At 44.5% G+C, this 9,143-nt stretch carries 10 protein-coding genes and 1 tRNA gene; 7 read left to right on the top strand and 4 right to left on the bottom strand.

Translation table 11 applies throughout. The annotated features are described in order from the left end of the window. Positions 1–223: 223 nt before the first annotated feature. Together IM509_RS19705 and IM509_RS19700 are read left to right on the top strand one after the other, a co-directional pair. Positions 224–1,408: an AAA family ATPase gene (locus IM509_RS19705; RefSeq protein ID WP_052277297.1), complete on the top strand. Its 1,185-nt coding sequence runs from the start codon at positions 224–226 to the stop codon at positions 1,406–1,408. Then, a complete protein-coding gene (locus IM509_RS19700) occupies positions 1,408–1,998 on the top strand; it encodes a DUF4276 family protein (protein ID WP_052277296.1) in 591 nt (196 codons plus the stop codon). Before IM509_RS19705 ends, IM509_RS19700 begins: the two co-directional genes overlap by 1 nt. 135 nt (positions 1,999–2,133) lie before the next feature. Here the strand turns inward: IM509_RS19700 and IM509_RS19695 are convergent, their stop codons facing one another. Both IM509_RS19695 and IM509_RS19690 read right to left on the bottom strand, forming a co-directional pair. Then, complete coding sequence (locus IM509_RS19695; RefSeq protein WP_002765208.1) at positions 2,134–2,526, bottom strand: DUF4278 domain-containing protein; 393 nt, start codon at positions 2,524–2,526, stop codon at positions 2,134–2,136. Positions 2,527–2,680: 154 nt separating this feature from the next. Further along, positions 2,681–3,082 carry an FHA domain-containing protein gene (locus tag IM509_RS19690; RefSeq protein WP_052278503.1) on the bottom strand — a complete coding sequence of 134 codons (402 nt, stop codon included), beginning with the start codon at positions 3,080–3,082 and terminating at the stop codon, positions 2,681–2,683. A 415-nt stretch (positions 3,083–3,497) separates the two neighbouring features. Here IM509_RS19690 and IM509_RS19685 point away from each other — a divergent pair, with 415 nt between their 5' ends. Together IM509_RS19685 and IM509_RS19680 are read left to right on the top strand one after the other, a co-directional pair. Then, on the top strand, positions 3,498–3,671 hold the full coding sequence (locus tag IM509_RS19685) for a hypothetical protein (RefSeq protein ID WP_167341553.1): 174 nt from the start codon (positions 3,498–3,500) through the stop codon (positions 3,669–3,671). Between the two features lie 21 nt (positions 3,672–3,692). Then, a complete protein-coding gene (locus IM509_RS19680; protein WP_185237652.1) occupies positions 3,693–4,742 on the top strand; it encodes an AI-2E family transporter in 1,050 nt (349 codons plus the stop codon). Between the two features lies 1 nt (position 4,743). Here IM509_RS19680 and IM509_RS19675 read toward each other — a convergent pair. After that, a tRNA-Gln gene (locus IM509_RS19675) sits at positions 4,744–4,816 on the bottom strand. A 206-nt stretch (positions 4,817–5,022) separates the two neighbouring features. On the opposite strand from IM509_RS19675, the gene IM509_RS19670 reads away from it, so the two are divergent. Continuing rightward, entirely contained in the window at positions 5,023–5,208 is a 186-nt protein-coding gene (locus tag IM509_RS19670; RefSeq protein WP_002789307.1) for a hypothetical protein, read from the top strand. Here the strand turns inward: IM509_RS19670 and ctpC are convergent. Then, a complete protein-coding gene (ctpC, locus tag IM509_RS19665) occupies positions 5,198–6,490 on the bottom strand; it encodes a carboxyl-terminal processing protease CtpC (protein ID WP_185237653.1) in 1,293 nt (430 codons plus the stop codon). The two genes, IM509_RS19670 and ctpC, sit on opposite strands and share 11 nt — an antisense overlap. Before the next feature lie 245 nt (positions 6,491–6,735). Here ctpC and IM509_RS19660 point away from each other — a divergent pair, with 245 nt between their 5' ends. Together IM509_RS19660 and ftsZ are read left to right on the top strand one after the other, a co-directional pair. After that, positions 6,736–7,557, top strand: coding sequence for a cell division protein FtsQ/DivIB (locus IM509_RS19660; protein WP_185237654.1), 822 nt, complete (start codon positions 6,736–6,738; stop codon positions 7,555–7,557). Between the two features lie 192 nt (positions 7,558–7,749). Next, on the top strand, positions 7,750–8,997 hold the full coding sequence (gene ftsZ / locus IM509_RS19655; protein ID WP_072926961.1) for a cell division protein FtsZ: 1,248 nt from the start codon (positions 7,750–7,752) through the stop codon (positions 8,995–8,997). Positions 8,998–9,143 lie beyond the last annotated feature (146 nt).

Here is a 9,143-nt window from a genome sequence, read left to right as displayed (position 1 = left end):
GACTTGTTTCAGTTTTTCTATTAAGCTCAACATATATTTGAAAGGTTGGCGGTCACTTCTCATTTTACCTGATAGTGATCGCTTTTACTTTTGATATTCTGATGGGAGAATGAAACAGCCCTACCCTTGATAAGGGGGGTGTCTGATAATTTTTAACGCCTACCTACTTATCTTCACCTGATCAATCGTATAATCAAAAAAACTATAATGACTCGATTATATCATGAAAATTGTTTCTATTAAAATAAAAAACTATCGTATGTTTAAAAACATACACATAAGAGATATTCCCCCTTTTTGTGTGATTATTGGAGCTAACGGCACGGGAAAATCTACTCTATTTGATATTTTTGGTTTTCTGCGAGATGCCCTCAAAAACAACATTCGCCAAGCCTTACAAATTCGCGGCGGTTATAGAGAAATTATCACTAGAGGTCAGGAACAGGAAGATATTGAAATCGAGCTGCAATTTCGCATGAAAATCTTAGATACAGAACGTCTGGTTACTTATCAAATCATAATTGGACAAAACAATAATCGCCCCGTTATCAAACGCGAAATACTTCGCTATAAACGGGGTGAACACGGTAAACCTTTTCATTTTTTAGATTTTCAACTTGGTCAAGGATATGCTATCACCAACGAAGAAGATTTTAGTAAACCGGATAAAGAACTCGATCGAGAAGAACAACAGCTAGAATCTAACGATATACTAGCAATCAAAGGATTAGGACAATTTCAACGTTTTAAAGCCGCTACAGCCTTTCGTTCTCTGATTGAAAATTGGCACGTTTCTGACTTTCATATTAGCGAAGCTAGAGGAAGTAAAGAAATATCTTATGCTGAACACTTATCCACCACTGGCGACAATATAGCTACAGTTGCTCAATATATTTATCAACAATATCCCGAAATTTTTCAGCAAATTCTCGAAAAAATGAAACAACGAGTTCCGGGTATTTCTTCTGTGGAAGCCAAAGAAACCGAAGACGGTCGCTTGATTTTACGTTTTCAAGATCAGGCCTTTAAAGACCCTTTTATTGATCGCTATGTTTCTGACGGGACTATGAAAATGTTCGCTTATTTAATATTACTATTCGATCCCAATCCTCATCCCCTACTCTGTGTCGAAGAACCAGAAAACCAACTTTATCCTACTTTATTAAAAGAACTAGCCGAAGAATTCGCCCACTATAGCGATCAGGGGGGTCAGGTATTTGTTTCTAGCCACTCTCCCGATTTTCTCAATGCGGTTCCACTAGCTAGTATTTTCTGGCTAATTAAATCCCAAGGTATCACCCAAATCCATAGGGCTGCCGATAACGAAATCCTCAAAAACTTAGTAGCGGAAGGCGATTTACCCGGCTATCTTTGGAATCAAGGCTGGTTTGAAGGAGTAGAACCCTAATGAACTATGATATCGTATTTTTGCTAGAAGAGTCATCTATAAAAAATGTGTTAGAAGAACTTTTGCCTAAACTTATTCCCCCAGAAATAAGCTATATATGTATTAGTCATCAAGGTAAACAAGACCTAGCCAAATCTATTCCTATAAAACTCAAAGCTTTCAAGAAATCTAGTCCCAATACCAAATTTATTATTGTCCATGATCAGGATTCCCACGATTGTCAAAAACTCAAAAAAGAACTAGGGAAAATTTGTCAAAATGCCAGTGATGCTCAAGTCTTAATTCGGATTATTTGCCATGAATTAGAATCTTGGTTTCTGGGAGATTTAGCAGCGGTGGCCAAGGCGTATAATTTAAATAGTCTCGGCCAAAAACAAAATAAAAGTAAATACAGAGAACCAGACCTGCTTAACTCGGCCAAACAAGAATTAAAAAAGCTAGTGAAAGAGTATTATGCAGGAACCCACTCTAAACAGATTGCCCCCCATCTTTCCCTAACTGAAAATAAATCCCGTAGTTTTCAAACTTTTATCCAAGGTATCAAAAATGTTGTGGAAATGATACAACGCCCCCATCCGAACCCGAACTAAAATAGACCTCGACCTAATATAATTAAAAGCCTGTAAACTCCTAACCAGGGTGATAATTTCTCTGGGTGTCATTTTTAGTCCCAAAAATATTCCCCCCGGCAGAACCGAGGGGAAAGTGGCAAAAAAACTGCTAGATTAGCAGTTTAAGGCTAAGTCTTGGGATTCTTTTTTCAAGAGATTAACGAGGGTTTCGTCACCATTCTCTTGAGCGATTTGTAAACGACGTTCCAGACGAAGACGAATATTGTTCAGATGGATGCTAGAAAGGGTTTCCTCTTGGACAACAACAGGGGGTTTGACAACAGGCAACGGACAAGTGCTTGGGATGACTTGCCCGGTAAGATGAGGACGGGTGCTGTAGGCAACTCCACGATACTGACGATGCAGTTTCGGTTCTAATTGGAGCATATGGCGAGGATAATGGTGATTCCAGTCTTGACCTCGGTATTTACCCCCGATATCTCCGGTCTTCATCTCCAAGGGGAGAGAATCCCTTTCGTACTTAACTCCTCGATAGGCTAACGTCATATCACCGACTCCCTGCAATGCTTTAAAGTGACTTTAATCTCTCTTGTCGTCTCTATTTAGGGACAACAAGTTAGAAGATTTTATTTCTTATTCTGTATCTATTTTTACATTTTGTTAAGGAAATTGAAAAAACTTTATAAAAATTTAATATTTTCTAGCTGGCTATAGTATCCTTTTCCGGCTGGGTTTGGTCGCCCACCAAAGGAGCCTCTAGGGGTTTGAGGATTAATTTTGGTTGCTCGTCCTCATTGATGAGACGAATTTGAATTTGCGGGCCGGAGGCGGCTAAACGAACCACCATACCATCAACGACGACGGTTTTCTCGACCGGTTTGCCATTGAGAAACGTCCCATTTGCCCCTAAATTTTCCAATTCCCAATCATCGTGATCATTATTATGGCGGATTTCTAAGTGCCGCCTCGAAACCACAGCACTATAGAGAACTACATGATTATCCAGCGCCCTGCCGATGAGAATGGTTGATTGATCATTGTCAAATTGCCAATGTTGTAGGGGCGTGGCCTGGCTGGGGTGTAAAAGAGTTAAAGTGATCACGGTGACTATTGGCGGCACGATAGGGACGGTGGACAGGGTAAATCTTATTTGCTGTCAAGATTCATCCTTGCCATTAAGTCTTAAGTCCTAAGTAGGGAGGCAAAATTGTTTGTAGGATGGGTTAGCGGTAGCGTAACCCATGCAGGTGTTGGGTTTCATGCTTCAACCCAACCTACGTTCATCTTATATTTAATTCCACCCACCCACTTAGCAATGAATATCTCTAGTTAATTGACTAAGCCTTTTCTTTCCATTGTCTCACACTTTCCCGTTCCCTCAGAACCGACCTCCCCCAGAAAATCTAGCCCCTTCGCCCTAGTATTAATAAAACTGATGGGGTATGATTTCCACATTTTGAGCAATTTTTAACCTCTTCAGGGATAAGATAGTGCTTATGCCATCTAAACATTGATCTATGAGCGGCTTTATTATCAAAATAATCTTGATATCGGCTTTGATTTCCCTGGGAATTAAATATCTTGCCCCTTTATTATCGATCGCTCCCAGTCCTCTTAACACTTTAATTCTGGTTTTTACTCCTTTTCTGCTCACGGTTTTTGCCCTCTGGAGACGGACAATAACTGATTAGGAATTTTTCTCCTTACTCATCATGACTTTTGGCAGCAGCCTCGGTTTAGTCCTGTTAGTCTTTTGTCTGTTGATTCTCTGGCAGATTCGACAGATTCTCTTATTATTATTGATGGCGATTCTTCTGGCGCAGATTTTAAATTTAGCCGTGACTTGGTGGCAGCGTCATCACCTCAAGCGTTCCCACGCCCTAATTATCACTCTTTTTAGCTTCTTTATTGGTATTATCGGTATTTTTGTGGGAATTATACCCGCTTTAGTCAAACAATTTCGCCAATTATTTAGTTTACTTCCCCAAGCTATAGAAAGACTCTGGGGACAAGTGCATCGTCTTGAGGATTATCTCGATCCTAGTTTGGCCAGTGTCTTTCCAGACTTTAAAACCCTGCTGGCTCAATTACAACCCCTGATTAACCAAATTGCCGGCCGGGGTTTGAGCATTTTTTACGGTACTTTCGGCATTATCCTCAGCTTACTGCTAATTATTGCCCTGAGCTTGATGATTCTCGCCGATCCTGCCGCTTACCACCGTTGTTTTCTGCGTTTATTTCCCGCTTTCTACCGTCCTAGAGTACGATCGATCCTAGAACAGTGCGATCGAGATTTAAAAGCTTGGCTGAAAGGGATTTTCTGTCATATGTTGATTATGACCTTGGGCAGTTGCTTGGGTCTATCCCTGATTGGCATTCCCCTCGCTTTTTCCCAATCTATTCTGGCAGGATTTCTCACCTTTATCCCCAACCTCGGGCCGGTTCTAAGCACGATTTTACCCTTTTCTATCGCCCTTCTGGAAGCTCCCTGGCAACCCTGGGCGGTTTTACTACTCTACAGCAGTATTTATCTGTTAATTCAATATTTCGACCGTCATTCACCGCTGCCCATTTTAACAGTGCGGTCGCTCAGGCTCTTACCCGCTTTTACCCTGTTGGCCCAGTTGTTTTTTGCCTCGATTTTTGGCTTTTTAGGGCTATTTCTGGCGGTCCCCCTGACGCTTATCGCTCGCATTTGGCTCAAGGAAGCTTTGATCGAGGATATTCTCAATCATTGGCGGACTGGGAATAAAAAATCTTAAACTGGGGATCTAGGATTCGAACCTAGGAAATGGCGGGACCAAAACCCGCTGCCTTACCGCTTGGCTAATCCCCATTGGACAGACCTTTTTAATATTAGCATTTATCTCCCCGGTTTTGTCAAGAAGTTGATAAAAATTTTTTACTTCGGGTTTGCGGCAAAAAGTTTTTCGTGGGGTTTCGGGTGTGGGGTTTGGGGTGTGGGGTTTGGGGTAGGGTTGATTCATGAATCAACCCTACGATGAATCAACCCTAGGGTTTGGGGTATAAGGAGAAAAATCTATGGATAATAGCGAACAAAACTGGTACATTGTCCAGGAAAATACGGGAATTTGTCAGATTATAGCCCTAGAAAACGGAAAAACCCCAGTTAATGGTCAATACTGGGGTCCTTTTGCCGAGCGGGGAGAAGCGATCGCCCGTCGGGTGGGTTTAATTCGAGCGGGCAAATGTCAACCTATTGTTTAGCGGTATTGGTGGGCGTTTTCTTGCCTTCAGTGATTTCTTTTTCCAAGATTTCAAAACCCTTCTTGAATTGAGGATCCTGGAAGGTTCCCACACGATCCCGTTCCTGTTGAAGATTTTTGCGATCTTCCTCGCTCAGTTCCGACTCCACATCCGGATGAATACCATCTTTATTGATGTCGCGTCCTTTGGGGGTAAGATACTTGGCAATTGTCACCGCTAATCCCGAACCGTCACTGAGATTGCGTACCGATTGCACTAATCCCTTACCAAAGGTTTTCGTACCGACAATAACCGCCCGATCATGATCCTGTAAAGCTCCGGAGAGAATTTCACTGGCACTGGCGGAACCACCATCGACGAGAACAACCAGCGGTTTATTAGTCAAAGCTTGATTGTTGGCCCGTTGACGTTCCGTCACCCCTTTGCGATCGACCGTAGAGACAATTAAACCATCGGGTATCCACATCCGAGCGATTTCGATGCTGGCGTAGAGTAAACCGCCGGGGTTAGAACGCAGATCGAGAATATAACCCTTCACCTCTTCAGCTTCCAATTCGCGAATCGCTTGACTCATATCGCCACTAGCTTGGGCGCTAAATTGATTAAGACGGATATAACCGATTTTACCGATCGGGGTGTTTTCCGTGTGGGCGCGCACCGGGTGAATTTCAATTTTGGCCCGGGTAAGAGTCAATTCTTTCTTCTCCTCACCCCGTTGAATCGTGATCTTAACGCTTGTCCCCACTTTGCCGCGGATCATGCTCACCGCTTGCTCCAGTTCCATACCTTCGGTAGATTTACCATCGATAGCGATAATCACATCTTTAGGCAGCACACCAGCTTTAGAAGCGGGAGTGTCTTCAATGGGTGAAACCACGACTAACTGCTTAGTTTTCTCATCTTTGGTCAGTTGAATCCCTACCCCGGTCAATTCTCCCGATGTATCGATCTTCATATTGTTAAACTCTTTGGGATCCATAAAACGGGTATAGGGATCATTGAGAGTTTTCAACATCTCGCGGATAGCGGTGTATGCTTCCTCTTGATTTTTGTAGGAACGATTTAAATACTGATTGCGGATGGCGTTCCAGTCCGATTGATTAAAAGTGCCATCTAAATAAGTGCGGTTGATGATCTGCCAAACCTCATCAACGGTTTCCTTGGGACTTTCCTGAAAAAAAGCTTGACTTTGGGAGAGACGGAATCCCGCCCCCGTGACGGCGACGGTAGACAGGACCACTGCTGTAGCACCGAGAACAAGTCCGCGTTTGTTGATAACCATAGGTAATTTTCGGATAAATTAGGCTGTTCTTGCCGGAACGCTCTTTCTGGCTGACCGTCGAAATATCTTGGCAAAAAGGAGCGTTTAGGTTTACTGGAGACAGACAAAAGAACGCCTGTAGACTACTACTGTTATAACATTTATTATCTCTTTCTTTGTCAAACTGATTACTTGAGTGGCGATCAAGTTGCCAGCAGCCCACCTTGCGACCTAAGATAACAGCAAAACTGTCCTGGATTTTCCCTATGAGCGATCAAATCCTTTCTTCCCTCTCCCTGGAACAAAAACGACAAAACCTGCGCCACCAAAGGCGATCAAAGGTGTGGCAAGCTCTAGGTCGCTTTCTGGTGGTTGGTGGTTTAGCGACGGGATTAGCTTGGGGGATGACTTCACCCTATTGGACAATTACCAAGGCCGGACAGGTGGAAATCGCAGGCACGGAATTAATGTCACCCGAGTCGATTCGTGCTTGGCTAAAATTAAGCTATCCTCTGTCTCTCTGGGAATTACCCACCCATCAATTGCGAGAAAAATTAGCGGCTATTCCCGCTATTGCCGACGTTAAGATCGAGCGGCAATTATTACCCCCGAAAGTGATTGTTTCTATTCAAGAAAGAAAACCTGTTGCCCGTTGGCGTTCTCATCAACAGCAAGGCTTTTTAGATGCCACCGGAACGATAATTCCTCAAAACTATTATGGTCGAACTCTGCCCAAAACCCAATTACCTAGCCTAGAAGTGCTTGGTTACGACCGACAATATCAACAACAGTGGCAAAAAATTTATCCCTTAATTGATAACTTATCGATTCAAGTTACCGCCATCGATTGGCGCAATCCTAGTAACCTTGTACTAAAAACTGAACTGGGACAGGTCTATTTAGGTTTTTATAAGGATAGATTGCCCGAAAAGTTAACCGCTCTCGTACAATCGCGGCCATTGTCATCCAAGATACCTCTAGCGCGAATTCTCTACATTGACCTGAGTAATCCCGATGCTCCCACTGTACAATTAAAACCGCAGCCAGCCCCTATGGTTGCCAAAGTAACGGCAACTACTAGGGATTAACTGGAATTGATCAGCAAATAACCGCAATTATTCCCTTTAGGTATTGGCAAAAACCCCAAATTATGATTTTCTGAACTAGAAACTGATAATGTAGATACTGGAACCGACATAATATTAGTGATAGTGTTAACATTGCATCTCTAATTCATCAAATCAATAACAGAATCTTGTACTAAGAGTGTTCCAATTCCAATGACATCGATTAATGAAATCGTTCCCACCTATCCCAATCTGAACAGTAACGATTATGCCAGTTCAGCTATGAGCGAAGATAATCATTACTCTCAGAATAATGCTGGAGTATTATTTACTCGTCCCCATGAATCACAGATGACACCCCGAGAAGAAAGTCGTAGTAATCGCATCGTGCCGAGCAATGTCGCCAAGATCAAGGTGATCGGGGTCGGCGGTGGGGGCTGTAACGCCGTTAACCGCATGATCGCCAGCGGCGTGACCGGAATCGAATTTTGGGCAATTAACACCGATGCCCAGGCCCTGGCCCACTCCTCCGCCCCCCAGAGGTTACAAATCGGGACGAAATTAACCCGCGGCCTAGGGGCGGGCGGCAATCCGGCGATCGGACAGAAAGCGGCGGAAGAGTCCCGGGATGAAATCGCCCAAGCATTGGAAGGAACCGATCTAGTCTTTATTACCGCCGGCATGGGCGGCGGCACGGGAACAGGGGCCGCTCCAATTGTGGCCGAAATTGCCAAAGAAATCGGCTGTTTGACCGTGGGAGTTGTGACTCGTCCCTTTACCTTCGAGGGTCGTCGTCGCACTAATCAGGCCGATGAGGGGGTGGGGGGTTTACAAAGTCGGGTCGATACCCTGATTATTATCCCCAATAACCAGTTATTACAGGTGATACCCGCCGACACTCCCCTACAGGAGGCTTTTCGGGTCGCTGATGATGTGCTGCGGCAAGGGGTACAGGGTATCTCGGATATTATCACTATCCCCGGTCTGGTAAATGTGGATTTCGCCGATGTGCGGGCAGTGATGGCCGATGCGGGTTCGGCCCTAATGGGCATCGGCATCGGTTCGGGAAAATCTCGGGCTAAGGAAGGCGCGATCGCGGCTATATCCTCACCGTTACTGGAATCCTCGATCGAAGGGGCGAAAGGCGTAGTCTTTAACATCACCGGCGGTCAAGATCTAACCCTACACGAAGTCAATGCCGCCGCCGAAATTATCTATGAAGTGGTGGATCCCAACGCTAATATCATCTTTGGGGCAGTAATTGACGAGAAAATGCAGGGAGAAGTCAGAATTACCGTCATTGCCACCGGTTTTTCCGGCGATTCCCCCTCTCGTCCCACCGGTAGCAAGGTGGTGATCAATACCCCCGCACCCAGTCCGGCACCCACTCCCGAACCACCAAAACCCGCGGGGTTAGATATCCCCGAATTCTTGCAACGTCGTCGTCCTTTTGATCGCTAACCTCCTGTCACTAACCCCGCCCTAAAAGGGACGGAGCTTGCCTAAACCAATTTAGGCGACGCAAGTAGAGACTACCGCATCGAGACACAATCTGGTACAGACCTCCGAATACTTCCCTAGTTCGGATTCCCTCTCAGCTTTATTGG

The sequence above is a fragment of the Microcystis sp. M31BS1 genome, from assembly GCF_020245285.1.
GTDB lineage: Bacteria > Cyanobacteriota > Cyanobacteriia > Cyanobacteriales > Microcystaceae > Microcystis > Microcystis panniformis.
Note: the sequence above shows the minus strand (reverse complement) of the source record. Positions and strands in the feature narration are given on the sequence as shown.

Bases quoted from the DNA above. Each gene is read 5' to 3' on its own strand.
- IM509_RS19700 (WP_052277296.1), top strand. From the start codon at position 1,408: ATGAACTATGATATCGTATTTTTGCTAGAAGAGTCATCTATAAAAAAT.
- ctpC (WP_185237653.1), bottom strand. From the start codon at position 6,490: ATGGTTATCAACAAACGCGGACTTGTTCTCGGTGCTACAGCAGTGGTC.
- IM509_RS19695 (WP_002765208.1), bottom strand. From the start codon at position 2,526: ATGACGTTAGCCTATCGAGGAGTTAAGTACGAAAGGGATTCTCTCCCC.
- IM509_RS19670 (WP_002789307.1), top strand. From the start codon at position 5,023: ATGGATAATAGCGAACAAAACTGGTACATTGTCCAGGAAAATACGGGA.
- IM509_RS19680 (WP_185237652.1), top strand. From the start codon at position 3,693: ATGACTTTTGGCAGCAGCCTCGGTTTAGTCCTGTTAGTCTTTTGTCTG.
- IM509_RS19705 (WP_052277297.1), top strand. From the start codon at position 224: ATGAAAATTGTTTCTATTAAAATAAAAAACTATCGTATGTTTAAAAAC.
- IM509_RS19685 (WP_167341553.1), top strand. From the start codon at position 3,498: ATGAGCGGCTTTATTATCAAAATAATCTTGATATCGGCTTTGATTTCC.
- ftsZ (WP_072926961.1), top strand. From the start codon at position 7,750: ATGACATCGATTAATGAAATCGTTCCCACCTATCCCAATCTGAACAGT.
- IM509_RS19660 (WP_185237654.1), top strand. From the start codon at position 6,736: ATGAGCGATCAAATCCTTTCTTCCCTCTCCCTGGAACAAAAACGACAA.